This window comes from Methylocystis echinoides (assembly GCF_040687965.1).
Taxonomy (GTDB): Bacteria; Pseudomonadota; Alphaproteobacteria; order Rhizobiales; family Beijerinckiaceae; genus Methylocystis; species Methylocystis echinoides_A.
In genome coordinates this window covers 1,845,083-1,870,252 of record NZ_CP156084.1, presented here as the reverse complement: position 1 = coordinate 1,870,252, position 25,170 = coordinate 1,845,083, and the positions used below count along the sequence as shown (strand labels likewise).

24 protein-coding genes and 1 tRNA gene are annotated in these 25,170 nt (G+C 66.3%); 16 read left to right on the top strand and 9 right to left on the bottom strand.

Annotated elements, in window-relative coordinates; all coding sequences use genetic code 11:
• Window positions 1-311: 311 nt before the first annotated feature.
• Window positions 312-1,823 carry an alpha/beta fold hydrolase gene (locus RVU70_RS09120; protein ID WP_363351144.1) on the top strand — a complete coding sequence of 504 codons (1,512 nt, stop codon included), beginning with the start codon at window positions 312-314 and terminating at the stop codon, window positions 1,821-1,823.
• On the opposite strand, the gene RVU70_RS09115 is transcribed toward RVU70_RS09120, so the two are convergent.
• From RVU70_RS09115 to ppsR, 6 genes are all read right to left on the bottom strand, one after another.
• Entirely contained in the window at window positions 1,730-2,101 is a 372-nt protein-coding gene (locus RVU70_RS09115; protein WP_363351142.1) for a hypothetical protein, read from the bottom strand. The genes RVU70_RS09120 and RVU70_RS09115 overlap by 94 nt on opposite strands.
• Window positions 2,098-2,631, bottom strand: a complete 534-nt coding sequence (locus RVU70_RS09110) for a TspO/MBR family protein (protein WP_363351140.1) — start codon at window positions 2,629-2,631, stop codon at window positions 2,098-2,100. The genes RVU70_RS09115 and RVU70_RS09110 overlap by 4 nt, the downstream gene beginning before the upstream one ends.
• The gene (locus RVU70_RS09105; RefSeq protein ID WP_363351138.1) at window positions 2,628-3,806 is read right to left on the bottom strand and encodes a geranylgeranyl diphosphate reductase; all 1,179 of its coding nucleotides are present in this window, start codon (window positions 3,804-3,806) and stop codon (window positions 2,628-2,630) included. The genes RVU70_RS09110 and RVU70_RS09105 overlap by 4 nt, the downstream gene beginning before the upstream one ends.
• Window positions 3,807-3,818: 12 nt before the next feature.
• On the bottom strand, window positions 3,819-5,144 hold the full coding sequence (locus RVU70_RS09100) for a BCD family MFS transporter (RefSeq protein ID WP_363351136.1): 1,326 nt from the start codon (window positions 5,142-5,144) through the stop codon (window positions 3,819-3,821).
• A 29-nt stretch (window positions 5,145-5,173) separates the two neighbouring features.
• A complete protein-coding gene (gene chlG / locus RVU70_RS09095) occupies window positions 5,174-6,040 on the bottom strand; it encodes a chlorophyll synthase ChlG (RefSeq protein ID WP_363351134.1) in 867 nt (288 codons plus the stop codon).
• Between the two features lie 82 nt (window positions 6,041-6,122).
• Window positions 6,123-7,562: a transcriptional regulator PpsR gene (ppsR, locus tag RVU70_RS09090; protein ID WP_363351132.1), complete on the bottom strand. Its 1,440-nt coding sequence runs from the start codon at window positions 7,560-7,562 to the stop codon at window positions 6,123-6,125.
• Window positions 7,563-8,026: 464 nt separating this feature from the next.
• Between ppsR and bchF the strand changes: the two genes are divergently transcribed.
• From bchF to RVU70_RS09015, 15 genes are all read left to right on the top strand, one after another.
• Window positions 8,027-8,533, top strand: coding sequence for a 2-vinyl bacteriochlorophyllide hydratase (gene bchF, locus RVU70_RS09085; protein ID WP_363351130.1), 507 nt, complete (start codon window positions 8,027-8,029; stop codon window positions 8,531-8,533).
• Window positions 8,530-9,819: a ferredoxin:protochlorophyllide reductase (ATP-dependent) subunit N gene (locus RVU70_RS09080; RefSeq protein ID WP_363351128.1), complete on the top strand. Its 1,290-nt coding sequence runs from the start codon at window positions 8,530-8,532 to the stop codon at window positions 9,817-9,819. Before bchF ends, RVU70_RS09080 begins: the two co-directional genes overlap by 4 nt.
• Before the next feature lie 3 nt (window positions 9,820-9,822).
• Window positions 9,823-11,346 (top strand): ferredoxin:protochlorophyllide reductase (ATP-dependent) subunit B, encoded by a 1,524-nt coding sequence (bchB, locus tag RVU70_RS09075; RefSeq protein WP_363351126.1) that lies wholly within the window; start codon window positions 9,823-9,825, stop codon window positions 11,344-11,346.
• The gene (locus tag RVU70_RS09070; protein WP_363351124.1) at window positions 11,318-15,049 is read left to right on the top strand and encodes a magnesium chelatase subunit H; all 3,732 of its coding nucleotides are present in this window, start codon (window positions 11,318-11,320) and stop codon (window positions 15,047-15,049) included. The genes bchB and RVU70_RS09070 overlap by 29 nt, the downstream gene beginning before the upstream one ends.
• A complete protein-coding gene (gene bchL, locus RVU70_RS09065) occupies window positions 15,046-15,927 on the top strand; it encodes a ferredoxin:protochlorophyllide reductase (ATP-dependent) iron-sulfur ATP-binding protein (RefSeq protein ID WP_363351122.1) in 882 nt (293 codons plus the stop codon). The genes RVU70_RS09070 and bchL overlap by 4 nt, the downstream gene beginning before the upstream one ends.
• Window positions 15,927-16,625: a magnesium protoporphyrin IX methyltransferase gene (gene bchM / locus RVU70_RS09060; protein WP_363351120.1), complete on the top strand. Its 699-nt coding sequence runs from the start codon at window positions 15,927-15,929 to the stop codon at window positions 16,623-16,625. Before bchL ends, bchM begins: the two co-directional genes overlap by 1 nt.
• Complete coding sequence (locus tag RVU70_RS09055) at window positions 16,622-18,058, top strand: MFS transporter (RefSeq protein ID WP_363351118.1); 1,437 nt, start codon at window positions 16,622-16,624, stop codon at window positions 18,056-18,058. The genes bchM and RVU70_RS09055 overlap by 4 nt, the downstream gene beginning before the upstream one ends.
• On the top strand, window positions 18,055-18,822 hold the full coding sequence (gene puhA, locus RVU70_RS09050; RefSeq protein WP_363351116.1) for a photosynthetic reaction center subunit H: 768 nt from the start codon (window positions 18,055-18,057) through the stop codon (window positions 18,820-18,822). The genes RVU70_RS09055 and puhA overlap by 4 nt, the downstream gene beginning before the upstream one ends.
• Complete coding sequence (gene puhB / locus RVU70_RS09045; protein WP_363351114.1) at window positions 18,819-19,478, top strand: photosynthetic complex putative assembly protein PuhB; 660 nt, start codon at window positions 18,819-18,821, stop codon at window positions 19,476-19,478. Before puhA ends, puhB begins: the two co-directional genes overlap by 4 nt.
• Before the next feature lie 22 nt (window positions 19,479-19,500).
• Window positions 19,501-19,974 carry a photosynthetic complex assembly protein PuhC gene (puhC, locus tag RVU70_RS09040; RefSeq protein ID WP_363351112.1) on the top strand — a complete coding sequence of 158 codons (474 nt, stop codon included), beginning with the start codon at window positions 19,501-19,503 and terminating at the stop codon, window positions 19,972-19,974.
• Window positions 19,971-20,282 (top strand): hypothetical protein, encoded by a 312-nt coding sequence (locus RVU70_RS09035; RefSeq protein ID WP_363351110.1) that lies wholly within the window; start codon window positions 19,971-19,973, stop codon window positions 20,280-20,282. The genes puhC and RVU70_RS09035 overlap by 4 nt, the downstream gene beginning before the upstream one ends.
• A complete protein-coding gene (gene acsF / locus RVU70_RS09030; RefSeq protein ID WP_363351108.1) occupies window positions 20,279-21,340 on the top strand; it encodes a magnesium-protoporphyrin IX monomethyl ester (oxidative) cyclase in 1,062 nt (353 codons plus the stop codon). Before RVU70_RS09035 ends, acsF begins: the two co-directional genes overlap by 4 nt.
• A gap of 4 nt (window positions 21,341-21,344) precedes the next feature.
• Entirely contained in the window at window positions 21,345-22,184 is an 840-nt protein-coding gene (puhE, locus tag RVU70_RS09025; RefSeq protein WP_363351106.1) for a putative photosynthetic complex assembly protein PuhE, read from the top strand.
• 70 nt (window positions 22,185-22,254) lie between these two features.
• On the top strand, window positions 22,255-23,556 hold the full coding sequence (hemA, locus tag RVU70_RS09020; RefSeq protein ID WP_405044881.1) for a 5-aminolevulinate synthase: 1,302 nt from the start codon (window positions 22,255-22,257) through the stop codon (window positions 23,554-23,556).
• 298 nt (window positions 23,557-23,854) lie between these two features.
• Window positions 23,855-24,091, top strand: coding sequence for a hypothetical protein (locus RVU70_RS09015; RefSeq protein ID WP_363351101.1), 237 nt, complete (start codon window positions 23,855-23,857; stop codon window positions 24,089-24,091).
• A 143-nt stretch (window positions 24,092-24,234) separates the two neighbouring features.
• Here RVU70_RS09015 and RVU70_RS09010 read toward each other — a convergent pair.
• The 3 genes from RVU70_RS09010 to ihfB form a co-directional block, all read right to left on the bottom strand.
• Window positions 24,235-24,310 (bottom strand) — tRNA-Thr (locus tag RVU70_RS09010).
• Window positions 24,311-24,415: 105 nt separating this feature from the next.
• On the bottom strand, window positions 24,416-24,760 hold the full coding sequence (locus tag RVU70_RS09005) for a LapA family protein (protein ID WP_363351099.1): 345 nt from the start codon (window positions 24,758-24,760) through the stop codon (window positions 24,416-24,418).
• Window positions 24,761-24,869: 109 nt separating this feature from the next.
• Entirely contained in the window at window positions 24,870-25,160 is a 291-nt protein-coding gene (gene ihfB, locus RVU70_RS09000; protein ID WP_363351097.1) for an integration host factor subunit beta, read from the bottom strand.
• Window positions 25,161-25,170: the final 10 nt, after the last annotated feature.

Genomic DNA, 25,170 nt, shown 5'->3' with positions numbered 1-25,170 from the left:
ATGCGCCGTTGGCGCGACGCCAATGGTTCGCCGGCCTCTCTATCTATGGCCATAGGGCGACTCTCGCCCCTCTCGTCGAGGCGTCGCTTCAGGCGCCGGCGTTTCCTGTATTGTTTTTTTGGGTGTTTCAGACTTGTCTAATTGCTTGGGATTTAGCGGTTTCGCTCCCACGCTGAGATTGAACCTCACAAAAAGCCAATAGTAAAGCTGAATTGACGGAGGCTGCGCGGCCAAGGCAAGCTGTGTCATGCAGCGCAGACAGTCGCGGCTCCAAGTACGCTTTAAGAATCCGCTCACTAAGGAGCCGCGCCGTGGCAGGCCTGCGCAATTTTTTTTTGGTTCTCTCATCCATCGCCGTCGCTGTCGCGCTGATTGAGCTGGGCGGCCAACAAAGTGGCCTCGTCGCGACCGTTGCGGATGTTCAGGGCGTTCCCGTCACGGTTTTGCAGAAGTCAAATCATGCGCCCGCCCCGGCCGTTGTGATCGCGCATGGTTTTTCAGGCTCGCAGCAATTGATGGCGCCGCTCGCGACAACCCTGGCGCAAAACGGCTATGTGGCCGTGACCTTCGACTTTTCCGGCCATGGCCGCAATGCGCGCCCGCTCTCCGGGGGGATCGGCGACGCCGCGAAATCGACCGAGGTTCTCGTCGCCGACGTCGACAGGGTCGTCGCCTATGCGCGCGCCCTTGCCGGGGCGGACGGTCGCGTTGCGCTTGCGGGCCACTCGATGGCGACAGACGTCATCGTGCGCGCCGCCCGGCGCGATCCGCTGATCGCGGCGGTCGTGGCGCTATCGTTCTTTGCGCGCGACGTTACGCCCGAGAGTCCCAAGAACCTATTGATCGTCGACGGCGCTTGGGAATCGCAACGGCTGATCGACGTCGGCGCGGACGTCGTCTCCGCTACGGCGGGAGGTCCCGCGCAGCCGGGCGTCACCTACGGGGATGTCGCCAGAGGCGCGGGGCGACGGCTGGCGCTGGCGCGCGGCGCCGAACATATCGGCGTGCTCTATAGTTACGACGCCCATGCCGAGACGCTCGCCTGGCTCAATGCGGTCTTCGGCCGCAGCGAAGCGGGCTATATCGATCGGCGCGGACTCTGGCTTGCGCTGCTCTTCGGCGGCCTGATCGCGCTGGCGCGCCCGCTTGCCGCCCTGCTGCCCGCCTTGGCGCCGGCACCGCTCGGCGCGGCCCTTCCCTGGCGCCGGCTCGCGCCGCGGGCGATTGCGCCGGCGCTGCTGACGCCCCTGCTGCTGTGGAAAGCGCCAACTGATTTCATGCCCATTCTGCTTGGCGATTATCTCACCGCTCATCTTGGACTTTACGGATTGCTGACCGCCGCCGGCATATGGGCGACGCGCGTCTCGTTGCCGGTCGCGCCGGCGCGGCTATGGCCCGCAGTCGCTTGCAGCATTGCAGTGGCCGCCTATTACACGCTGGCCTTGGGCGTCCCGCTCGACGCCTATGTCGTGTCCTTTGCGCCGACGATGCGCCGGCTGACGCTGCTTCCCGTCATCTTCGCCGGCTGCGCCGCGTATTTTCTCGCCGACGAGTGGCTTACGCGGGGCCAAGGCGCGGCGCGCGGCGGCTATGCGTTCAGCAAATTCTGTTTCGTCGCATCGCTCGCGCTCGCCGTCGCGCTCAACCCGCGCCGGCTGTTTTTCCTCGTCATCATCTCCGTTGTCGTCGTCATTCTGCTGGCCGTCTATGGTCTCGTCGGCCACTGGGTTTACGCCCGCACGCGCGACCCCCTCCCCGGCGCGCTCGGCGCGGCTTTTGGCCTCGCCTGGGCGATCGCCGTCTGCTTCCCGATCGTCGATTGAGCAGCAGTCTCCGAAGAGGATCGCCAGCGCAGCCATAAATCGGCCAGATGCGACGCCAGCGCGAGAACGAGGCTCGCGGCGATGGCGAAGGTCGACGCGCCGGCGAGCGCGTTGCGCAAAGCGAGCAGCAAGAACGCGCCAGCGGAGAGCGTGCAGAGGAAGCCGAGCGGCTCGGGGCCGCTGACTCGCGACCAGCGAAGGCCGAGGACGCCGACGGCCTCCAACGCCACAAGCGCGAGAATGGCGTCGATGAAGCGGGGATCGACGACGAAACTCACGCGGCGCCTCCCGTCCCGCGACCGGCGCGCGGCCAGTGTGTGGCGAATGGCTTGTTGAGCTGCACCATTTTCCAGTTGAGAAAGCCTGCGAAGCTGACCCAGGCGAGATAGGGCGCGAGCAGCGCGCCGGCGACGGTCGAGATCGCGCCGACCGCGACGATGAGCGCCGCGATCGACAGCCACAGAAAGACGAGTTCGACGAGCGCCCAATCGGGCCGCCGCAGTTTGAAAAACAGCGGGCTCCAGGCGACATTGAGCACGGCGTTGACGAGGAAGAGCGCGAGCAGCAGCGCCCGCGCGCGATCATCGGGCGCCTGTTCGAAGGCGAGCACGCCGCTCGTCGCGGTCAGAAGGAAAATCAAAGTCCAGGCCGGCGCGAAAATCCAGTTGGGCGGCCGCCAGGAGGGAAAGCGCAGGCTCTCGTACCACGCGCCGACTTCGGTCGCGAGACCGCCGAGCACGGCGACCAGTCCGACGATGGCTGTCGCGACCGCCACGAGCGTCCACCGATCCGCGGCCCAAGTCGTCATGGCGACGCCAGCCTGAGCAGATGGGCGAGATCCTTGAAGAAGATGCGCACATGCGCCATCGGATCGCGGCGCACCAGCTCCTTGTTCATATAGGCCTCCCAGGTGAGCCGCTGGACGTCCGGGTCCTTGCACATGCTGACGAAGGCTTCGCGCAGCCGGTCGTTGCGATACCAGAAATACTGCATGATCCCGAGAATGAAGAAGACGCGGCCATGCGCCTTCATGAAGCGTTTTCGCGCCGTCGCCAGCGCTCTTGCGTCGCCGGTGCGCAAACAGTCGTCCGCGGCGTCGGCCGCGAGACGTCCGCCGAGCATGGCGTAATAAATGCCCTCGCCGGAGGCGGGCGCGACGACGCCGGCGGCGTCCCCCGCAAGAACCACGTCGCGGCCATTGTCCCAGCGCTTGAGCGGCTTCAGCGGAATGGGCGCGCCTTCGCGCCGCATGGTCGCGGTCGCAGCGAGCCCCGTGACGTCCCGCAGCTCGCGCACGGACGTTTTGAGCGAGAATCCTTTATTGGCGCTTCCGGAGCCGACGCTCATCGTGTCGCCATGCGGGAAAATCCACGCGTAGAAATCGGGCGACAAGGCCCCGCGATAATGGATTTCGCAGCGGTCGGGATCGCCGGCCGGCGGTGTGGCGACGACCTCGTGATAGGCGAAGACGAAGCGCGTCTTGTCGGCGCCCGGCACTTCCTGCCGGCCAACTTGCGACAGCGCGCCATCGGCGCCGATGACGAGGCGCGCGCGCAGCGTCCGCGGCTCGGCTTCGCCCTTCACGCGGTAGCGCAGCTGCGCGACGCCTGCCTCGTCGCGGGCAATGCTTTCGTAATCGCCCGTGACGCGCACCGCGCCCGAAGCGGCGGCGCGTTCGCGCAGCCATTCGTCGAATTCGCAGCGGTCGACCATGCCGACGAAGCCGCCCTTGATGGGCATGTCGACGGCGACGCCTTTGGGCGAGATCATGCGCGCCGACGTGACGCGCGCCTTCAACAATCGATCGGGCACGTTGAAGTCGCGGATCAGACGCGGCGGAATGGCGCCGCCGCAAGGCTTGATTCGTCCGGCCTTGTCGATCAGCGCGACGCTTCGGCCGCGCCGCGCGAGATCATGCGCGGCCGTTGCGCCCGCCGGGCCGCCGCCGACAACCGCCACATCGAAGACTGGCTCCTGCGTCATCGCGCGCTCCCCTCAAGATTTCGCCGTCGCGGCTTGTGCCGGCAGGCCGACGGCGCCGCGCGCCGCCTGCGGGCGGGCGACGCCGCCCGCGAGAACCGCCGAAACGACAAACAACGCAGCTTCCGCGACAAAAACGATGGCGTAGGCCGTCAGCGGCGCGCCGACCGCGAGCTTGGCGAGGTCGACGAGGATCGTCGCAAAGACGCCGCCGCAACCGAAGGCGATGGCCTGCGCGGCGCCCCACAGGCCCATGCGGGTGCCTTCCCGCGCCTGGGCGCCGGAGCCGGCGAGCCCCATCATCGAGCCGATCGCCGCGACGGCGAAGGCGCCGTTGGCGACGCCAAGGGCGAAGACGGACGCGCGCAGCGCGAGCGCAAGGCCCGCATAGCCGCTCGCGGCGACGGCGACGAGCGCGGCGCCCGACGCGAGGCAGCCGCCGACCGTCCACATCCGCAGCGAGCCCAGGCGCGGCCCGCCGATCGCCGTCGCCGCAAGGGCGACGCCGACCATGCCGAGCAGCACGCCGCCATGCTGAAGGCCGGCGAGCTTGGTGGTCGCGCCCGGCGTCATGCCGAAAACCACGCCAGCGAAAGGTTCGACCAGCAATTCCTGCATGCTGTAAGCGAGCATCGAGACGAAAATGAAGATCGTGAACTGGCGCGCCGCCGGCTCGCGCCACACTTGCGCGAAGGCCTCGCGGAACGGCGGCTTTCTATGCGCCGCGGCGGGCGCCGGCGCCTCGGTTTCGAGTCCGATTACGGCGAGCGTCGCAACGAGAAAAGCGATCGCGCAGACGACCGACGTCACGATGATCAGTCGTTGCTGTGAGAAGGGATCGAGGAAATGCCCGGCGAGCGGCGCGCTGACGGCGAAGCCGAGGATCATCATCACCCAGACGGTCGTCGCTGCGGCGGCGCGGCGCGCCGGCGCGACGCGCGTCGCCAGCATGGCGAGCGTCGAGGTTCCCGCCGCGCCGGCGCCGACGCCGACAAGGAGAAACGCAATGGCCGAGAGCGCAAGGCCCGCGACGAGATGGGTCGCCGTGAGCGCCGCGCCGAGCGCCGCGCCGACGCCGCCGAACGCCAGCGTGGCGACGCCGCCGATGATCCAGGGCGTGCGTCGGCCGCCGACGTCCGCGCCGTAACCCCAGGCCGGCCGCAGGATCTGGATGGCGTAATGCGAGGCGACGAGCAGGCCCGGAACGAAGGCGGGCAAGGCCAGCTCCACGACCATGACGCGATTGATGGTCGAGGTCATCAGCACGACGATCGCCCCGAGCGCGGTCTGGACGAGCCCCAGCCGGACGATGCCGGCCCAGCCGAGCGGCGCTGCGTTCATCCTTTGCCTCCCTCTTCCAGTGCGTCCGTTCACATGCGCAGGGCGAATGCGGACAGCAGCATGCCGAGCACGTAAAGCGTCGTGCCGGTTGCGTTGTAGAAGGGCGCCTGCGCCCGCGGATCGCTGAGAAGGCGGCGCATCAGCACAAACTGGCCGAGAAGAAGCGCAGCGACGCCGGCGGCGTGCAGCGGCCGCCCCCATGAAACGAGCAGGGCGATCACCACAAGCTGAGGCGCCGCCATTACGACGCAGGCGAAACGCGCCGCTTCATTGACGCCGAGTTGAACAGGGAGCGACGCGACGCCCATGCGCGCATCCCCGTCGACCGACTTGAAGTCGTTGAGCGTCATGATGCCATGCGCCCCGATGCTGTAGAGCAGAGCGAGCGCGATCACGCGCCAGTCGGGAAGCGACGCCGCCATGACCGCTGCGCCCGTGAACCAGGGCAACCCCTCGTAGCAAAGCGCAACGGCGGAATTTCCCCACCAGCCGTTCTGTTTCAGGCGCAGCGGCGGGGCGCTGTAGACCCAGGCCAGAAACAGCCCCACCACAGCGGCCGCGAACACCCACTGTCCGAGCGTCGCCGCGACGACAAGCGAGAGCAGCGTCCAGACGCAGGCGATATAGAAGCCCCAGCGGCCGGGAACGCGGCCGGAGGGGATCGGCCGGTTCGGTTCATTGATGGCGTCGACGTCGCGATCGTACCAATCGTTCACCGCCTGGCTCGTCGCGCAGACGAGCGGTCCGGCGAGCATGACGCCCGCCACGATGAACGACCATCGGGAGAACGGAGAGACGCCCGAGGAAACGATGCCGCAGGCGAACGCCCACATCGGCGCAAACCAGGTAATCGGCTTCAAAAGCTCGAGAACGGCTGCTGGCTTCGGGGTCTCCATGCGTGGAGAGTATGCTTGACACTCTTTTCTGTCAATCTACCTTTACACAACGATCGCGCCACCGGCTGCTTGGGGTGCGACGTCAATCCACGCCGCCGGTCGCGTCGTCGAGGTCGCCCAGCCCGTAGCGCCGCAACTTGACGTAAAAGGCCTGGCGGCTCAGGCCAAGCATTTCTGCCGCCGAGGCGCGGTTGTCTTTGGTCAGGTCCAACGCCGCCTCTATACAGAGCCGCTCGATCAGATCCGTGGTCTCGCGCACCAGATTCTTGAGCGACACGCGCCCGACGAGATCGACGAATTGCTCGGCGGTGCGCGGCAGTTCGCGCCCGCCGAGCCGCTCTCGCCCGGGTCGCCAAGCGGCGGTGCGGATGCAAAAGCCGAGACAGCGCCGCGCGCCGTCAGAGACGTCGACGGCCGAAACTTCCACGTCTTCGGTCGTTCCATGCTCGCCGCGCGCCACTGTGGAGAAATTGCGCAAAACGCCATGGGTCTGCAGATTGGCGAAGAGGACGTCGACCTCGAGGCCCGGGCGGCCGATCCATTTCTCGATCGGCTCGCCGCGCACTCTCTCCTCGGACGCGACCTGCGCGAGGTCGACGAAAGCGGCGTTCGCCATCAAAATACGTCGGTCCTTGTCTGTCAGCGCAAAAGCGTCGGGCATGCGCTCGAGCACGAGCAGCGCGCCCGCCTTTTCGATCGAGAGCGCCGCGCCGCCGTGGATCCGCGACAGCGCGACGAGAATGGCGTTGGCGCCCTCCTGGCGGAACAAGGCGCCCGACAGCAGCAGCGCCTCATGGCTCTCCGCGAGGGCGGCGTGCACATTGTCGACGCGCGGGGCGACGAGAAGCGCCGCCACGAAAGACTGGGCGACGCGGCGGCTCGCGTCATCGAACAAATCGGTAAATGAGCCGCCGACGAGTTTCTTGACAGGCTTGCCGAGCAGCGCCAGGGCGGCGGGATTGGCCTCGACGATGCGATGCGTCGAGGCGTCGAGGATGAGAATGGCCTCGGCGGCGAGTTGGAACAGCAGCCGGTAGCGCTTTTCGGCGCTTCGAATGCGGGCGTATTCGCGCTCCATTTCCTGCTGCGATTCGGCGACCCGCTGCTGCAGCGTCGCGAGCGCGCGCAAATCGCGGCCGAAGGCGACGAGCGGGCCGCCCGGATGGCTCCGCGTCGCCGCGTAATTCATCGGCAGATCGGCGGCGGTGTCGGGCGACGGGTGATTGACCTGTCGCCAGCGCGGCGCGGCGCCCTTCAACGCGTCGCGCAGCAGGGCCTCGACTTTCGGGCGGCTTTCCACCGTCACCGTCTCGATCCACGGCTTGCCGATCCAGTCCTTCGCCAGGGGAGAACCATTCGCGCCGATCGCGGCGTCGACAATGACGCCCTTTGAGTCCAGAACGAGCGTCACGTCGCTGGCGGCGGCGAGGAGCGCGCCGACGTTTTCCGCGGCCAGCCCGCTCAGACGCGCATCGGCGGCGGAAAAGCCGATCGGCACGGCGGGAGTCGCAGCGTCGCTCACAACCCTGATCTCTTTTTCTGAACGCTTCTGTCGACAGGACGGCGTGTCATCGCATGTTTGCAGGAGCAGCCAGACCTCACGTCATCCCCTTTTCGGATGGAGCCAAAGCAACATCTTGGCCAGAGGAAAGCCCGCAGGGTCGGAAACGGCGTCTTTCGCGCCGGTGACCGCAAGATACAACCTATCGCCGCGCCCATCATATCCGACTCTCGCTTGGCCGATCAAAGATTTGCGGTGCGCCTTAGGCGGCTTTGCCCAGCCTTTTTTCAAGAGGATGGCCGGGGCGGAGCAACGTTCCGCTGCGACAGGATAGCGCATCCCAGGGAAAATGTCATAAATACTGAACGTCAATTTTAGTTGACACATTCCGCCGAGGCGCTTTAGGCTTTGTCCCTGGGTCGACCTGGTTGCGCCGCGCGCGCCAGGAACGCTCCTCGAAGAACGAGGCGGGGCGAGGAAACGGCATGAGCACTAACCGGCCGCCACAGTCCAAACCGCTTTACACGGCCGACGAGCGCCGCCGTCGCGACGAGACGGTCTGGACCCTCGTGCAGGCCGTCCTCGCCCCCGCGCAATTCGTCATTTTCCTCGTCAGCCTCGTCCTCGTGATCCGCTTCCTCTTGACCGGCGCGGGCGAAAGCGCGGCGACCCTGTCCGTGGTCGTCAAGACGATCGCGCTCTACGCCATCATGATCACCGGCTCGATCTGGGAGAAGGCCGTCTTCGGCCGCTATCTGTTCGCGCCGGCCTTCTTCTGGGAAGACGTGTTCAGCATGCTGGTGCTGGCGCTGCACACGGCCTATCTCGCGGCGCTCGCCTTCGGCTGGCTCGAGCCGCGCGGTCTGATGCTGCTCGCGCTCGCCGCCTATGCGACCTATGTCGTCAACGCCACGCAATTCCTCTTGAAGCTGCGCGCCGCGCGGCTCGACATGGCGGCGCGCGTCGAGACGCGGCTGGAGTGCGCGCCATGAACGCGCTCTCACCGCTTCCCGCGATGGGCGCCGCCGGCTGCGAGGCGCGGCCGATCGTTCAGGAGCGCGGTCAGCGCGAGGTGTTCTGCGGCCTGACCGGCATCGTCTGGCTGCACCGCAAGATTCAGGGCGCGTTCTTTCTCGTCGTCGGCTCGCGCACCTGCGCGCACCTCATCCAGTCGGCCGCCGGCGTCATGATCTTCGCCGAGCCGCGCTTCGCCACGGCGATTCTCGAAGACCGCGACCTCGCCGGCGTCGCCGATATCGACGACGAACTCGACGCCGCCGTCGACCGGCTTCTCGTGCGCCGTCCCGACATCGAGCTTTTGTTTCTCGTCGGCTCCTGTCCCTCCGAGGTCATCAAGATCGATCTCTCGCGCGCCGCCGCGCGTCAGTCGAAGAAACATGCGCCGCGCGTGCGCGTCCTGAGTTACTCCGGCAGCGGCATAGAGACGACCTTCACGCAGGGCGAAGACGCCTGCCTCGCCGCGCTCGTTCCGACGCTGCCTCAGGAGGCGCCGCATGCGCCGCCGTCGCTTCTCGTCGTCGGCGCGCTCGCAGACGTTGTCGAAGACCAATTTGCCCGCCTTTTCGACGCGTTGGGCGTCGCGCCCGTGCGCTTCCTCCCCATGCGGCGCGCCGCCGATCTGCCCCCGGTCGGCCCCAACACGTCGATTCTTCTCGCCCAGCCCTATCTCGCCGACACGGCGCATGCGCTCGAAGAGCGCGGCGCCCGCCGGATCGACGCGCCGTTCCCGCTCGGCGTCGAAGGCGCGACGCTGTGGCTGCGCGCAGCGGCCGTGGCTTTCGGCGTGACGGAAGAGCGCTTCGACGCCGTCGTCGCGCCCGCGCGCGCCCGCGCCGAGCGCGCCATGCGCCACTATCGCGATACGCTCGCCGGCAAGCGCATCTTCCTCTTCCCCGACTCGCAGCTCGAACCGGCGCTGGCGCGTTTTCTGTCGCGCGAAATGGGCATGGAGATCGTCGAGATCGGCACGCCCTATCTGCATCGCCGCCATATGGCGAGCGAACTCGAGCTGCTGCCGCCGGGCGCGCCGATCGTCGAGGGGCAGCATGTCGAACAGCAGCTCGACCGCTGCCGCGCCGCGCGCCCCGATCTCGTCCTTTGCGGGCTTGGCCTCGCCAATCCGCTGGAGGCGGAAGGCTTCACGACGAAATGGTCGATCGAACTCCTGTTCTCGCCGATCCAGGGTTTCGATCAGGCCGGCGATCTGGCCGAGCTTTTCGCGCGGCCGCTGAACCGCCGCGCGCGGCTGGAGGTCTAGGCCATGCAGCTCACGCTCTGGACCTATGAAGGCCCGCCCCATATCGGCGCGATGCGCGTCGCGACCGCCATGCGCGGATTGCATTATGTGCTGCATGCGCCGCAGGGCGACACTTACGCCGATCTGCTCTTCACCATGATCGAGCGGCGCGGCTCCCGGCCGCCGGTGACCTATACGACGTTTCAGGCGCGCGACCTCGGGTCGGACACCGCCGAGTTGTTCAAGAGCGCCGCGCGCGAAGCCTATGAGCGTTTCTCCCCGGAGGCGATGATCGTCGGGGCCTCCTGCACGGCCGAGCTGCTGCAGGACGACCCCGGCGGTCTCGCCAAGGCGCTCGCGCTCCCCTGCCCCGTGATTCCACTCGACTTGCCGGCCTATCAAAAGAAAGAAAACTGGGGCGCGGCGGAAACCTTCTATCGGCTGGTGCGCGCGCTGGCCGGTCCGCGCCGCGAGCGGTCGCGTCGCGCGCGCCGAAGCTGCAACATTCTCGGCCCGACGGCGCTCGGCTTCCGCTGCCGCGACGACGTGCGCGAAATGGAAACGCTGCTCGCCACGCTCGGGGTCGAGGTCAATGTCGTCGCGCCGCTCGGCGCGAGCCCGAAAGATCTGACGCGATTGGGCGACGCCGATTTCAACGTCCTGCTCTATCCGGAGATTGCGCTCACGGCGGCGCAATGGCTGGAGCGGACGCATGGCCAGCCCTTTACCCGCGTCGTTCCGATCGGCGTCGGCGCGACGCGCGACTTCATCGCGGAGGTCGCGCGTCTCGCGGAAATCGATCCCGAGGCGGCGTCGCAGGTCGAGCCCTCGCGCCTGCCCTGGTATGCGCGTTCGGTCGATTCGACCTATCTGACCGGCAAGCGCGTCTTCATCTTCGGCGACGCGACCCACGCCATCGCCGCCGCGCGCATCGCGCGCGACGAACTCGGCTTCACCGTCGTCGGGCTCGGCTCCTATTCCCGGGAATTCGCCCGCGACGTGCGCGAGGCGGCGGCGCGCTATGGCGTCGAGGCGCTCGTCACCGACGATTATCTGGAAGTCGAAGCGAAGGTTATGGAGCTGCAGCCGGAACTCGTTCTCGGCACGCAGATGGAGCGCCATATCGCCAAGCGCCTCGGCGTTCCTTGCGCCGTGATGTCGGCGCCGGCGCATGTGCAGGACTTCCCGGCGCGCTACTCGCCGCAGATGGGCTTCGAGGGCGCGAATGTGATCTTCGACTCATGGGTCCATCCGCTGATGATGGGCCTCGAAGAGCACCTTCTCGCCATGTTCCGCGACGACGCGGAATTTCACGACGGCGCCGCGCCGTCGCATCTCGGCGGAAAGCAGACGCCGCCGCCCGCCGCGCCGGTCGCAAGCGACATCGTCGTCGTCTGGGCGGAGGACGCCGAAAAGGAACTCAGGAAAGTGCCGTTCTTCGTGCGTGGCAAGGCGCGCCGCAATACGGAGAAATTCGCCGCCGAGCGCGGCCTCGAAACCATCACCGTCGAGACGCTCTATGACGCCAAAGCGTATTTCGCACGCTGAGTCGGCGGCCGTGAAGGTCGTTATCGTGACCATGGACACGCATGTGGCCACGGCGGTGGAGCGCGCCCGTCGCAAACTCGCGCAAGACATCCCTGGCCTTTCGCTCAGCGTTCACGCGGCGTCGGAATTCACCGCCAGTCCCAAGGCGCTCGAGGCGTGCCGCGCGGCGATCGCCGAAGGCGACGTCATCGTCAACGCCATGCTCTTCCTCGAAGAGCATTTCAAGCCCTTGCTCGCGGCGCTCACGGCGCGGCGCGAGCAGTGCGACGCGATGGTGACCATCATGTCGGCGGGCGAGGTCGCCAAGCTCACCCGCATGGGTCGTTTCGACATGAGCGCGCCCGCGTCGGGCCTGATGTCATTGCTCAAGCGCCTGCGCGGCAAGAAGGGCAAGGCCGAGGCGGCCGGCGCCAAGCAGATGAAGATGCTGCGGCGGCTGCCGAAGATCCTGCGGTTCATTCCAGGAACCGCGCAGGACGTGCGCGCCTATTTTCTCACGCTGCAATACTGGCTCGCAGGCTCCGACGAGAACATGGCCAATCTGGTGCGCTTTCTCGTCGACCGTTACGCCGACGGTCCGCGGCGCGGGTTGCGCGGCAAGCTCGATCCGGCGGCGCCCGTCGAATACCCTGAAACCGGCCTTTATCATCCCGGCGCGCCCGGCCATGTCTGCGACAGCGTCGACCAATTGCCGACGCCGCCGGGCGGCGGCAAGGCGACGGTCGGCCTTCTCGTGCTGCGGTCCTATGTGCTCGCCGACAACGCCCGCCATTACGACGGCGTGATCGCCGCCATGGAGGCGCGCGGCCTCAGGGTGATTCCGGCTTACGCCACCGGCCTCGACGCGCGGCCGGCGATCGAAAAATATTTCATGCGCGACGGGCGCCCGGTCATCGACGCGCTCGTCTCGCTGATCGGCTTCTCTCTCGTGGGCGGCCCCGCCTACAATGACGCGAAAGCGGCCGAGGAGATGCTGGCGCGGCTCGACGCGCCCTATATCGCCGCGCATCCGGTCGAGTTTCAGACGATGACGGACTGGCGCGCGTCCGACCGCGGCCTGTTGCCGGTCGAAGCGACGGTGATGGTGTCGATCCCGGAACTCGACGGCGCGACCGGCCCGATGGTGTTCGGCGGCCGTCCGCAGGGCGCGGGCTCCTGCGCCGCCTGCGCGCGCAACTGCGTCTTTCCCGAAAGCGACAACGCCCGCGACATGCAGGCCTGCCTCGAACGCGCCGATATGCTGGCCGCGCGCGTCGAAAAGCTCGCCCTGCTGCGGCGCACGGCGCGCGCCGCGCGCAAGGTCGCGATCGTTCTCTTCAATTTCCCGCCGAATTCGGGGGCGACCGGCACGGCCGCCTATCTCTCCGTCTTCGAGTCGCTGCACCGCGTGCTGCACGAAATGCAGCGCAGCGGCTACGCCGTCGAGCCGCCGGCCACGGTCGAGGCCCTGCGCAAGGCGATCGTCGAGGGGAACGCCCAACGCTTCGGCGCGCAGGCCAATGTCCACGCCCGCGTAACGACCGACGAGCATGTCCGCCGCGAAAGCTGGCTTGCGGAAATCGAGGCGCAATGGGGCCCGGCGCCCGGCCGGCAGCAAAGCGACGGCGCGTCGATCCATGTCTATGGCGAGCGCTTCGGCAATGTCTTCGTCGGCGTTCAGCCCGCCTTCGGCTACGAGGGCGATCCGATGCGCCTGCTGTTCGAGAAGGGATTCGCGCCGACGCACGCCTTCTCGGCCTTCTATCGCTGGCTGAAGGAAGATTTCGGCGCCGACGCCGTGCTGCATTTCGGCACACATGGCGCGCTGGAGTTCATGCCGGGCAAGCAGACGGGACTGTCCGGCGCCTGCTGGCCCGATCGGCTCATCGGCGCGCTGCCGAATTTCTATCTCTACGCCTCGAACAATCCATCGGAGGGCGCGCTCGCCAAGCGCCGGTCGGCGGCGACCCTGATCAGCTATTTGACGCCGCCGGTCGCCAGCGCCGGACTCTATCGCGGCCTCGTCGAGCTGAAATCCTCCATCGACCGCTGGCGCGGGCTCGATCCGGCCGAGGCGACGGAGCGGCGCGAGCTGGCCGAACTCATTCAGGCGCAGGCCGCCGCCGTCGATCTCGCGGCCGCCGAACCGCTCTGGGGCGGCTCGGCCGCCGAACAGATCGCCAAGCTGGGCGAAGCGGTGCTCGAAATCGAATATGCGCTCATTCCGCATGGGCTGCATGTCGTCGGCGAGCCGCTCGCGCCGGACGCGCGGCGCGACATGCTGCGCGCCATGGCGGAGGCCGCGACGGGACCCGGCGTCGACGCCGACATGATCGACGCGCTGATTCAGGGCGCGGCGCCCGAAAGCCTGTCGTCCGACCCCGCGACCCGCGAGACGCTGGCCGCGCTCGCGAGAGCCGACGCGCTGCTCGGCGAAGATCACGAGCTCGACGGCCTCATGCGCGCTCTCGACGCGCGCTTCGTGCGTCCGGCGCCCGGCGGCGACGTGCTGCGCACGCCCGACGTGTTGCCCACGGGCCGCAATCTGCACGGCTTCGATCCCTTCCATATTCCGAGCGCCTTCGCGGTTCGCGACGGCGCGCGCCAGGCCGCGCGTCTCCTCGAGCGCCACATGAACGACGGCGGGGCGCTGCCGGAAACAATCGCATTGGTGCTGTGGGGCACGGACAATCTCAAATCCGAAGGCGGGCCGATCGCCCAGGCGCTTGCGCTCATCGGCGCCGAGCCGCGCTTCGACGGCTATGGCCGTCTCGCCGGCGCCGCGCTCGTGCCATTGGAAAAGCTCGGCCGCCCGCGCATCGACGTCATGATCTCGCTTTCCGGCATATTCCGGGATCTGTTGCCGCTGCAGATCAGGCTGCTCGCGGAAGCCTGCCTGCTCGCGGCGTCGGCGGACGAGCCTGTTGACTGCAATTTCGTGCGCAAACATGCGCTCGCCTTCATCGCCGCGCATGGCGGCGACATGGAGACCGCGGCGCTGCGCGTGTTCGGCAACGCCGACGGCGCCTACGGCGCCAATGTCAACGCCATGATCGACGGCGGCGCCTGGGAGGACGAGGATCAGCTCGCCGAGGCCTATATGCGCCGCAAGGGATTCGCCTTCGGGGTCGCCGGCCGGCCGATGCGTCAGAACGACGTGCTCGAGAGCGTGCTCGCCGGCGTCGATCTTGCCTATCAGAACCTCGACTCCGTCGAACTCGGCGTCACGACCATCGATCATTATTTCGACACGCTCGGCGGCGTCAGCCGCGCGGTCAAGCGCGCAAGGGGCGAGACGACGCCGGTTTACATCGGCGATCAAACGACGAGCGACGGCGTGGTGCGCACGCTCAACGAACAGGTGGCGCTCGAAACCCGCACGCGCGCGCTCAATCCGAAATGGTACGAAAGCATGCTCAAGCACGGCTATGAAGGTGTGCGCCATATCGAAACGCATGTGACGAACACGATGGGCTGGTCGGCGACGACCGGCCAGGTCGAGCCCTGGGTCTATCAGCGCTTGACCGAAACCTATGTGCTCGACGCGGACATGCGTCAGCGCCTCGCCGACCTCAACCCGACGTCGTCGGCGCGCATCGCCAATCGCCTGATCGAGGCGCATGAGCGCCACTACTGGACGCCCGATAAGGAGACGCTCGCGGCGCTTCAGCAGGCGAGCGACGAGCTCGAAGACCGTCTCGAAGGCGTGGAGATTGCGGCATGAACATTCAAATCCGCAAGCCCGTCGAAACCGATTCCTTCCAGGTCGAGCTCGATCCCGATGTCTCGATCGGAACGGCGAAGGTGTTCGCGATCTACGGCAAGGGCGGCATCGGCAAGAGCACGACCTCGTCGAACCTCTCGGTCGCCTTCTCCAAGCTCGGCAAGCGCGTGCTGCAGATCGGCTGCGACCCGAAGCACGACTCGACGTTCACCCTCACCAAGCGCCTGGCGCCGACCGTCATCGACGCGCTGGAAAGCGTCAAGTTCCACTCTGAGGAATTGCGCGTCGAGGACTTCGTCGTCGAGGGCTATAATGGCGTCATGTGCGTCGAGGCCGGTGGGCCGCCGGCCGGAACGGGCTGCGGCGGCTATGTCGTCGGCCAGACGGTGAAGCTCCTCAAGGAACATCATCTGCTCGACGACTCCGACGTCGTGATTTTCGACGTCTTGGGCGACGTCGTTTGCGGCGGCTTCGCCTCCCCGCTCCAGCACGCCGGGCGCGCGCTGATCGTCACCGCCAATGATTTCGATTCGATTTTCGCGATGAACCGCATTGTCGCGGCGATCCGCGCCAAGTCGAAGAACTACGAGGTGCGGCTCGGCGGCGTGATCGCCAATCGCAGCGCCGGGACCAATGAGATCGATCGCTACAATGACGCGGTCGGCCTGAAGCGCGTCGCGCATTTTCCCGATCTCGACGTCATTCGCCGCAGCCGGCTCAAGAAGTCGACGCTTTTCGAAATGGAGCCCTCGCCCGAGCTCGAAGCCGTTCAGGCCGAGTATTTGCGTCTCGCGCAGGAGCTTTGGGACGGCTACGAGCCGCTCGACGCGACGCCGATGAAGGATCGCGATCTCTTCGAATTTCTGGGGTTCGACTGATGACGACGCCGAGCTATGTCGCAAGACGCGGTGAACTCGAAGCCTATTTCGACCGCACGGCCGTCGAGGCGTGGAAACGCCTGACTTCTGACGCCCCGGTCAATCGCATTCGCGCGACGGTGCGCGCCGGGCGCGACGCGATGCGCAACAGGTTATTGTCGTGGCTGCCGCAGGATCTTGCCGGCCTGCGTCTGCTCGACGCCGGCTGCGGCACGGGCGCGCTCGCCATTGAAGCGGCGCGTCGCGGCGCCGACGTCGTCGCCGTCGACCTTTCGCCGACGCTGATCGCGTTGGCGCGAGAGAGGGCGGGCGATCTCGGCCCCGGCCGCGTCGACTTCCAAGTCGGCGATTTCGCCGATTCCGCGCTCGGCCGCTTCGATCACGTCGTGGCGATGGACAGTCTCATTCATTACGATGGCGTCGACATCGCCCGCACGCTGGCGTCGCTCGCGCCGCGCGTCGACGGCTCGCTCGTCTTCACCATTGCGCCGCGCACGCCGGCGCTCTCCGTGATGCACGCGCTCGGCCAGTTGTTCCCGCGCGGCAACCGCTCCCCGGCGATCGCGCCGATCGCGCTTCCCGCGCTCGAGGCGCGGATGAAGGGTCATTCGACGCTCGACGCCTGGCGGATCGCCCAGTCGGAAAAGATCGTGAGCGGCTTTTATATTTCGCAGGCGGTGGAGGCGCGACCGGCATGAATCGCGCCAGCGCCGCCCTCGTCAAAGGCCTGATGCGCGTCGGGCCGGGCATCCTGCCCTTCGCCGACGCCGGCTCCGCCGAGCTGCCGATGCCGCGGCTGCTGCGACTGTCGCTGTTCCAGGTGACGGTGGGCATGGCGGCGGTGCTGCTGATCGGCACGCTCAACCGCGTGATGATCGTCGAACTCGGCGTGCCCTCCTGGCTCGTCGCGCTGATGCTGTCGCTGCCGCTGCTCTTTGCGCCCTTCCGCGCGCTGATCGGCTTCCGCTCCGACACGCATCGCTCGGCGCTCGGCTGGCGGCGCGTCCCCTACATCTGGTTCGGCACGCTGCTGCAGTTCGGCGGCCTCGCCATCATGCCGTTTTCGCTGCTGATTCTTTCCGGCGACACGACGGGGCCGATCATCATCGGACAGGCGGCGGCGGCGCTCGCTTTCCTTCTCGTCGGCGCGGGGCTTCACACCGTGCAGACCGTCGGCCTGGCGCTCGCGACCGACCTCGCGCCGGCGCATCTGCGCCCGCGCGTCGTCGCGCTCCTTTGCGCGATGCTGCTGGTCGGCATGGGCTCGAGCGCCCTCGCCTTCGGCGCGCTGCTCGCAAATTTCAGCGCGATCCGTCTCATTCAGGTCGTTCAGGGCGCTGCGGTCGTCACCGTGGCGCTGAACTGCGTGGCGCTGTGGAAGCAGGAAGCGCGGGGCGAATTGCCGCCCGCCGAAGAAGTCGATTTCGGCGACGCTTGGCGACGCTTTGCACGGAGCGGCCGCGCGCGCCGCCGGCTGTTCGCAACGGCGCTCGGCACCGCCGGCTTCAGCATGCAGGATATTCTGCTCGAGCCCTATGGCGGGCGCGTGCTGCATCTGCCTGTCGGCGCGACGACGGCGCTGACGGCGATGCTGGCGCTCGGCAGCGGCGTCGGGCTCACCGTGGCGGCGCGCTGGCTCACGCGCGGCGCCGACGCCCATCGCGTCGCCGGCGTCGGCGCCATTGTCGGCGTCATCGCCTTCTGCGCCGTCATCTTTGCCGCGCCGGCCGAGTCCTCGACGCTCTTCGGCGTCGGCGTCACTTTAATCGGCCTTGGCGGCGGCCTCTTCGCCCATGGCACGCTCACGGCGTCGATGGAAGCGGCCGAGACGCAGGATCGCGGACTGGCGCTCGGCGCCTGGGGGGCGGCGCAGGCGACCGCGGCCGGCCTGGCGATCGCCGCGAGCGGTCTGATCAATGACGCGGGCTCGGCGCTCGCGTCGCGCGGCGCCCTCGGTGAGGCGCTCGTCAGCCCCGCGACCGGCTACGCGATTGTCTATGTCGTCGAAATCTTCCTGCTCTTCGCGACGGTCGTCGCGATCGGCCCCCTGGTCCGCTTTGCGAAGCCGCAGGGGCGGAAGGACTACGACTTGGTTACTTCGCCCAGTTTCAACTCGGGAGTCACGCGATGATACGCGGAGCCATCACCAGCCATATCGACGTCGCGCAGGTCGTTCTCTACGCCTTCTGGATCTTCTTTGCGGGCCTGATCTTCTATCTGCGGCGGGAAGACCGTCGCGAGGGCTATCCGCTGGAGTCCGAAGTTCATGGCGCCGGGGATCGCGGCTTCCTGCTCATCCCCGATCCGAAGACCTTCGTGCGCGCCGACGGTTCGGTCGTGCTCGCGCCGAATTTCGCCCTGCATGACAGCCGCGCCGTGAACGCGGCCAAGGTCGCGCCCTTTCCTGGCGCGCCGCTGACGCCGGAGGGTGATCCGATGCGCGCGGAAGTCGGACCGGGCGCTTATGCGATGCGCGCTGACGCCACGGAGAAAACCTTCGAGGGCCACGATCTCCTCGCGCCGCTGCGTATCGCCACCAATTTCGCGATCGCCGGCGAAGGCCCGGATCCTGTCGGCATGGAGGTGGTGGCGGCGGACCGCGACGTCGTGGGCGTCATCAAAGACGTCTGGATCGATCGGTCCGAGTGCATGCTGCGCTACTATGAAGTCGCGCTTTCCGGCGGGCGCAACGTGCTCCTGCCCTACGCCTTCGCCAAGGTCGACGCCTCGAAGCGGCGCGTCAATGTGCAGGCGATCATCGGCGAACAATTCGCAAACGTTCCCACGACGCGCGATCCCAACAAGGTGACGAAGCTCGAAGAAGAAAAAATCGCCGCCTATTACGCGGCCGGCACGCTTTACGCCACACCCGCACGCACGGAGCCGCTGCTGTGAAAGCCGTCAACCTCGAAAAACTGCTGCCCGAGGACATTCCGCAGGGCGAGCGCATTCTCTGGCATGGGCGTCCAAATTGGTTCGCGCTCTTCCGCAGCGCCTATCGCGCCGATCTGGTCGCCGGCTATTTCCTTCTGCTCGCGGCATGGAACGCGGTCGACGCCGCCGCTGCGGGGGCGATCGCGTCGGCGATCGCCGTTGCGCGCGCGCTGGCGATCGCGTCGGCGGCTCTTGCGCTGCTGGCCCTGCTCGCCTGGGCAGCCGCCCGCACGGCGCTATTCGTCATCACCTCCCGCCGCGTCGTGATGAAAATCGGCGTCGCCCTGCAGGTGTTTTACAATCTGCCATTTACGCAGATCGAGAGCGCCGCACTGCGCGTCGACTCTGACGGCTCCGGGGACGTTGCGCTGCGGCTCGCGCCGGGCCAGCGCATCGGCTATCTGCATCTTTGGCCCTTCGCGCGGCCCTTCCGCTTTGCGGCGCCGGAGCCCTCGTTGCGGGGCCTCGCCCATGCGCAGCAGGTCGGCGACATCCTCGGACGCGCGCTCGTCGCCGCCGCCAATGCGCGCGGCGACGCTTTCACCACCGCCTCGGAGTCAAACGACGCGCCGGCTGCAAAGGCGCACGTCGCCGCTGGCGACGCCGTCGCGGCTTAAACCGTAGAGAAAGGCGCATGTCATGAGTCAGGCGTCCATTGGCGACAGAAACGGCGGACATGACGGCGTGCCGCGCGGCGTCTTGCGCGGGGCCGCAGTCCTGATCGGCTTTGCGCTCATTGCCGCCGGCGTGGCCCGGCGCACCGATGTCGGCACGCTGCATATGCCCGCGGCGGATGCGGTCGAGACGCTCGCGCTCAGCTTCGAGGATCGGGCGGACGGCGCGGTCGCCGTTCGCGAGGCGCGCGACGGCGTCATCTATGTCGTGCAGCCCGGCGCCTATGGCTTCATTCGCTCGACGTTGCGCGGCCTTGCGCGCGAGCGCCGCCGCGCCGATCTCGACGCCACGGCTCCCTTCATGCTGACGCGCTGGAGCGACGGCACCGTCTCTCTCGAAGACCCGAGCACCCATCGCCGCGTCAATCTCGACGCCTTCGGCCCGGACAACGCCCGCGCCTTCGCGCAACTCTTCGAGGAAAGGCGCGGCAAGCCATGAAACCAAACTGGATCGTCGCGCTCACCCGTCAGACGTTCGAAGCGCCCTGCACTGTCGAGATCGGCCACACCGCCGAAAGTCTCTTCGCCCATGTCGAGATCGAAGGCGATTTCGAGATCCGGCCAGGGGATCGCGTGCTGGTGCTAAACGCCCCGACGGAGACGCCCTTCGGCTATCGCATCAAAGTGGCGCGTCGCGCGACGATCATTCGCGCCGGCCTGATCGAGCGCCTCTGGACGCGGCTTTGCGGCAATTTCGAACTCACCGAACTCTATGACGTCAGCTTCACGAACAGGAGAGCGCTATGAACGCCCCGTTGCGTCAGAATGTGTCGCTCGAAGCGACCCGCGTCGCCCAGGAAGATACGCTGCTCAGCCCGCGTTTCTACACGACGGATTTCGACGAACTCGACAAGACCGACGTTTCCGCCGTGCGCAAGGAGTGGGACGAGCTGATGGCGGAGCTGCGCTCCGACCCCAACAACAAGCACTTTCAGCGCACCGAGGAATTCGACGCGGACTTCGTTTATCCAGCGGAGCTCGACAAGGAGTTCCGCGACTTTCTCATCAGCTCGATCACCGCGGAGTTTTCCGGCTGCGTGCTCTACGCCGAAATGAAGAAGCGAGCGAAAAATGAGGACATGAAGAATCTCTTCGCGATGATGAGCCGCGACGAGGCGCGTCACGCCGGCTTCATCAACGATACGCTCAAAGATTTCGGCGTGGGCGTCGATCTGAGCTTTTTGACGAAGACGAAGAAATACACCTATTTCAAACCGAAGTTCATCTTCTACGCCACCTATCTTTCCGAGAAGATCGGCTATGCGCGTTACATCACGATCTATCGTCAGCTCGAACGTCATCCGGAGCGGCGCTTTCATCCGATCTTCAAATGGTTCGAGAAATGGTGCAACGACGAATTTCGGCACGGCGAAGCCTTCGCGCTGTTGATGCGCGCCAATCCGAAGCTGATCTCCGGCCATAACGTCTACTGGATCAAATTCTTTCTGCTCGCGGTCTTCGCCACCATGTATGTGCGCGACCATTGCCGGCCCGCCTTCCATGCGGCGCTCGGCGTCGATCCTGACGACTACGACTTCAAGGTCCTTCGCTTGACCTCCGAAATTTCCAGGCAGGTCTTCCCGATCACGCTCGATCTCGACGCTCCCGCTTTCAAGGCGGGGCTCGACCGGCTCGTCGAGATCGAGCGCGGCATCGCTGAAGCGAAGCGGCGCGGCGGCGTTTTCGGAAAGATCAGACAGGCCGCTCTTTCGGCGGCGGCGGCGGCGACGTTCGCCCGCCTCTATTTTTTACCGTCGAAATCCAACGCGCTGCCGGCGGACATCCGCCTGGCGCCAGTGTGGTGACCGCATGTCCGCTTACGCGCCGCCTATCGTCGCCACGCTCCTGCTCTGGTGGGCGAGCACAGGCCTGATCCTTTATCTCGACGGGCTTTCCCGGCGCAGCTTTCCCTGGAGCATGACAGGCGCCACGTCGGGCTTCCTGCTCGCCTTATGGGGCATGGTCGCAACAGGCGGAACGACGAGCGCCGCCTCGGCCTATTGCGCCTTTTGCTGCGGGCTCATGGCCTGGGGCTGGCAGCTCATCAGCTATTACATGGGCTTCATCACTGGCCCGAGCCGGGCGCCCTGCCCGCCTGATCTGCGCGGCTGGCCTCGTTTCGTCGCCGCGGTGCGCACGAGCCTTTATCACGAGCTGGCGATTGTCATTTGCGCGGTCGGCCTCGTGGCGCTCACCTGGGACCAGCCCAACCAGATCGGCGTTTGGACCTTTCTCATCCTGTGGTGGATGCACACCAGCGCCAAACTCAATCTCTTTTTCGGCGCGCCGAACTTGAGCGAAGAGCTTCTGCCGGAGCATCTGCGCTATCTCGTGACCTATATGCGGCGCCGGCCGATGAACCTTTTCTTCCCGGTTTCGGTGACGGCCTCGACCATCGTCGCGGTCTTGATCGGGCAACGGGCTCTGGCGACGACAATTCCATTCGAACTTGTCGGCTACACGATCCTCGCAACGCTGATGGCGCTCGCCGTCGCCGAACACTGGTTCCTTGTCGCGCCGTTGCACGCCAATGCGCTGTGGTCCTGGGGCGTCAAGAATGTGGACGCTTCGGGCGCCGCCAGCGGTCGCGAAAACATCGACCCCTTGCGCGCGGTCATGGACGTCACCCGCGTCGCGGGCAGAATTTAGCGTCACGAAGAATGGCGCCGAAAAAGTGATGAATGAAACGCCGATGGAGAGTCTTATGAACCCGATGGCTTTGTCCTACGACCAGCACTTCCAGTCGGCGATCGCGCGATTAAAAATGGAAAACCGCTATCGGATCTTCGCCAACCTCGAACGCGACGCGGCGCGCTTCCCGACCGCGCTGTGGCGGCCGGAGGGAGAGGAGCATGCGCCACGCGAAGTGACGATCTGGTGCTCGAATGATTATCTCGCCATGGGCGGGCACCCTGCGTCTCTAGACGCCGCCCGCGACGCGCTGGAGCGGCATGGCGCCGGCGCCGGCGGCACGCGCAATATTTCCGGAACGCATCATCCGATTGTCGAGCTCGAAGCCGAGCTTTCCGATCTGCACGGCAAACCGGCGGCGCTGGTCTTTACGTCGGGCTGGGTCTCCAATCTCGCCAGCATCTCGACGATTGCGACGCTCTTGCCCAACTGTCTGATTCTTTCCGACGCCCTCAATCACAATTCGATGATCGAAGGCGTGAGGCGTTCGGGCTGCGAAAAGCAGGTCTGGCGTCACAACGACGTCGATCATCTCGAAGAGCTTTTGCAGGCCGCCGGCCGCGACCGCGCGAAGCTCATCGTATTCGAAAGCCTTTACTCCATGGACGGCGACATCGCGCCGGTCGAGAAAATTGTCGCGCTCGCGGAAAAATACAATGCGCTGACCTATGTCGACGAGGTGCATGCGGTCGGCATGTATGGGGCGCGCGGCGGCGGCATCTGCCAGCGCGAAGGCGTGGAAAGCCGCGTCGACGTCATCGAGGGCACGCTCGCCAAGGGGTTCGGCGCGCTTGGCGGCTATATTGCGGCGAGCCCGGCGATCGTCGACGCTGTGCGCAGTTACGCGCCGCAATTCATCTTCACAACCACCCTGCCGCCCATGGTCGCGGCCTGCGCGCGGGCCGCGGTGCGCCATCTCAAGCATTCGGGCGAGGAGCGCGCCCGGCACCAGCATATGGCGCTGCTGACGAAGCATGCGCTGCGCGCCGCGGGTCTGCCGGTGATGGACAATGTCTCGCACATCGTGCCCGTGATGGTCGGGGACGCAGCGCGGTGCAAGGCGGCGAGCGATCTGCTGCTGCGCCGTCATTCGATCTACATTCAGCCGATCAATTATCCGACGGTGGCGATCGGGACGGAGCGTTTGCGCATCACGCCGACCCCGCGGCACGACGAGGCGCATGTGGCCGAGCTCGTGGAGGCGATGGTCGACGTCTGGTCGACGCTTGGCCTGCCTTTCACTGAATCCCACGTGATTCCGCTGCAAGCGCGCGCGTCGGCCTCAAGAGGCCCATGCGCCTATCTCGAACTGAAGAACGCCGCCGAGTAGAAAAGGCGGTGACGCTCACGGCGGAGCCAACCCGCCGCACGTCGCGCAGTCGACGCTGCGTTATACGGCGATCCGACGCTCATTTTTTCAGGGAGCGTCTATCGCGCGCCGCGACGGTGTCTCCGCCATTTTTGTACCGCCGCGACCCTGGCTGCGAGCCTTAAACATTCGACGTTGTCGTGACGTTGATCAACCGTACGGCACGCCGAGTCGACCTTTCCGATGCGCTTGCCAGTGAGGCCAATTCGAGCCACTCTGCTCTCCGCGGAACAGCGCAACCAAAGCGGGGACGCCGGAAATGTCTTTCAACGACAGAACCAAGCGTGGAATCATTCTGGCCGCCGCCGTTCTGGCGGGACTCATATCCTTCTGGCTGGCCTTGCTTGTGCTGTTACTGGCGGCGCTCCTGATTGCGTGGGGTCAGGAGCCACAAAAGACCGAGGAGCTCTTGGGAGGCTTGCCTTACGGCCCCTCTCTCCTGAAGGCGCTCGCCCAAATCGACCTTCTGCTGTCGTCGCAACGGGTGGAAAAGTGATTTTCTGTCGCTCTAACTGAGCAATCGTCCGTCCAAAAGTCGAGGTCGAAGCCGCTGCAAACGGATGCGTTGAGAGGTTAGCGAAAAGCCCATGCTTCTCAGCGCTGACCGACGCAGACGGGGCGATGACTTCTTGATGCGAGTGGTGCCGCAAGAGGGATTCGAACCCCCGACCCCATCATTACGAATGATGTGCTCTACCAGCTGAGCTATTGCGGCAAGCGCGGCCAAGCGCGCGGCTTTCTCTTATCGACGCCCGCGCCGTTTTTCAAGCGGCGGAGGCGAGGATTTTCGTTTTGCCTGCGGATTGAGGCCCGGCTCCGGTCAGCGCTTGCCGGCCTTGGCGCTTCCCTCCGCGGGCAACTGGGCGAGGGCCTGCTGTCGGAGTTTCTCGATTTCGAGCCGCGTCTTCTTTGCTTCGGCGCGGGCCACCTTGGCGGCGCGGCGGACCGGCAAATGCCCCAGCCAGGAGGAAACGCCGCCCGCCAGCACGCCAATCGCCATGGCGGCGAGCACGACGATGAACATCGGCGCCTCGATCGACGCTCCCGTATCGGGCGGCGAGAACGGATCGAGCCCAATCTTCACGGGAGCGCGATTCGCCATGGAAAAAAACAGGATGAGCAGCGCCAGCGGAACGAAAATAATGATGCGCAGTATGGCTTTCATGAGCTTTTCCCCGTTGCTCGGCGACGCGCCGGAGTTTAGACGACAGCGCGCTGGCCGCGGGAGCCCGGCGTCATATGTTTGTGCCGCTGGCCACGCGGCCAGCCTCGGCTCAGCCCTGGTAATTCTCGTTCAGCCGCTCGCGCATCTCCTTGCCGGTCTTGAAGAAAGGCACGCATTTTTCCTGCACGGAGACCTGCGCCCCGGTGCGCGGGTTGCGACCTGTGCGGGCGTCCCGCTTCTTGACGGAAAAAGCGCCGAAGCCGCGCAACTCGACCCGATCGCCGCGCGCGAGCGCCGCTGTGATCTCGTCGAGGATGGTGCTGACAATCGTTTCCACGTCACGCTGATAGAGATGGCTGTTGCGACGCGCGATGCGCTGAATAAGTTCGGATTTGATCATCCCCGGCCCA

Excerpts from the sequence above, each read along its gene's own strand:
- puhC (WP_363351112.1), top strand. The coding sequence starts at position 19,501 with ATGAGTCAGGCGTCCATTGGCGACAGAAACGGCGGACATGACGGCGTG.
- ihfB (WP_363351097.1), bottom strand. The coding sequence starts at position 25,160 with ATGATCAAATCCGAACTTATTCAGCGCATCGCGCGTCGCAACAGCCAT.
- bchL (WP_363351122.1), top strand. The coding sequence starts at position 15,046 with ATGAACATTCAAATCCGCAAGCCCGTCGAAACCGATTCCTTCCAGGTC.
- RVU70_RS09035 (WP_363351110.1), top strand. The coding sequence starts at position 19,971 with ATGAAACCAAACTGGATCGTCGCGCTCACCCGTCAGACGTTCGAAGCG.
- RVU70_RS09100 (WP_363351136.1), bottom strand. The coding sequence starts at position 5,144 with ATGAACGCAGCGCCGCTCGGCTGGGCCGGCATCGTCCGGCTGGGGCTC.
- acsF (WP_363351108.1), top strand. The coding sequence starts at position 20,279 with ATGAACGCCCCGTTGCGTCAGAATGTGTCGCTCGAAGCGACCCGCGTC.
- bchM (WP_363351120.1), top strand. The coding sequence starts at position 15,927 with ATGACGACGCCGAGCTATGTCGCAAGACGCGGTGAACTCGAAGCCTAT.
- RVU70_RS09055 (WP_363351118.1), top strand. The coding sequence starts at position 16,622 with ATGAATCGCGCCAGCGCCGCCCTCGTCAAAGGCCTGATGCGCGTCGGG.
- puhE (WP_363351106.1), top strand. The coding sequence starts at position 21,345 with ATGTCCGCTTACGCGCCGCCTATCGTCGCCACGCTCCTGCTCTGGTGG.
- RVU70_RS09080 (WP_363351128.1), top strand. The coding sequence starts at position 8,530 with ATGAACGCGCTCTCACCGCTTCCCGCGATGGGCGCCGCCGGCTGCGAG.
- bchB (WP_363351126.1), top strand. The coding sequence starts at position 9,823 with ATGCAGCTCACGCTCTGGACCTATGAAGGCCCGCCCCATATCGGCGCG.
- RVU70_RS09110 (WP_363351140.1), bottom strand. The coding sequence starts at position 2,631 with ATGACGACTTGGGCCGCGGATCGGTGGACGCTCGTGGCGGTCGCGACA.
- RVU70_RS09005 (WP_363351099.1), bottom strand. The coding sequence starts at position 24,760 with ATGAAAGCCATACTGCGCATCATTATTTTCGTTCCGCTGGCGCTGCTC.
- RVU70_RS09070 (WP_363351124.1), top strand. The coding sequence starts at position 11,318 with ATGACGCCAAAGCGTATTTCGCACGCTGAGTCGGCGGCCGTGAAGGTC.
- puhA (WP_363351116.1), top strand. The coding sequence starts at position 18,055 with ATGATACGCGGAGCCATCACCAGCCATATCGACGTCGCGCAGGTCGTT.
- RVU70_RS09015 (WP_363351101.1), top strand. The coding sequence starts at position 23,855 with ATGTCTTTCAACGACAGAACCAAGCGTGGAATCATTCTGGCCGCCGCC.
- chlG (WP_363351134.1), bottom strand. The coding sequence starts at position 6,040 with ATGGAGACCCCGAAGCCAGCAGCCGTTCTCGAGCTTTTGAAGCCGATT.
- bchF (WP_363351130.1), top strand. The coding sequence starts at position 8,027 with ATGAGCACTAACCGGCCGCCACAGTCCAAACCGCTTTACACGGCCGAC.
- RVU70_RS09105 (WP_363351138.1), bottom strand. The coding sequence starts at position 3,806 with ATGACGCAGGAGCCAGTCTTCGATGTGGCGGTTGTCGGCGGCGGCCCG.